This window comes from Salinisphaera sp. G21_0 (genome assembly GCF_017744115.1).
Lineage (GTDB): Bacteria > Pseudomonadota > Gammaproteobacteria > Pseudomonadales > Endozoicomonadaceae > Endozoicomonas.
In genome coordinates this window covers 1-516 of record NZ_JAGHQW010000297.1, presented here as the reverse complement: position 1 = coordinate 516, position 516 = coordinate 1, and the positions used below count along the sequence as shown (strand labels likewise).

Annotated in this window: 2 rRNA genes; both read right to left on the bottom strand. The window is 51.9% G+C overall.

What is annotated here, in order from left to right:
- Window positions 1-9: 9 nt before the first annotated feature.
- A 5S ribosomal RNA gene (gene rrf, locus J7439_RS26160) occupies window positions 10-125 on the bottom strand.
- 167 nt (window positions 126-292) lie between these two features.
- Window positions 293-516 (bottom strand): 23S ribosomal RNA (locus J7439_RS26155); the annotation flags it as partial.

Below are 516 nucleotides of genomic sequence, written 5' to 3'. Positions count from 1 at the left end.
CTGTTGGGTGCCTGGCGATGACCTACTCTCACATGGGGAGACCCCACACTACCATCGGCGATCGGTCATTTCACTGCTGAGTTCGGGATGGGATCAGGTGGTTCTAACCTTCTATGGTCGCCAGGCTTAACTTGTTTGAGTGGGCAGTTGGCAGTCGCCAGTTGATTTCTGCTCACTCTGGAATCCGTTGTTAATTAAGCTGTTCTTGCTAAACACTCTACTGCGTATGGCGATTGACTGCCGACTGGTTACTGCCGACTGCCCACTGTCTTTCAAATCGCTTTGGCGTTATATGGTCAAGCCGCACGAGTCATTAGTATTGGTTAGCTCAATGCCTCACAGCACTTACACACCCAACCTATCAACGTCATAGTCTTTAACGGCTCTTTAGTGCCCTCAGGGGGCAAGGGAAGTCTCATCTTGAAGGGGGCTTCCCGCTTAGATGCTTTCAGCGGTTATCCCGTCCGAACATAGCTACCGGGCAATGCGTCTGGCGACACAACCCGAACACCAGTG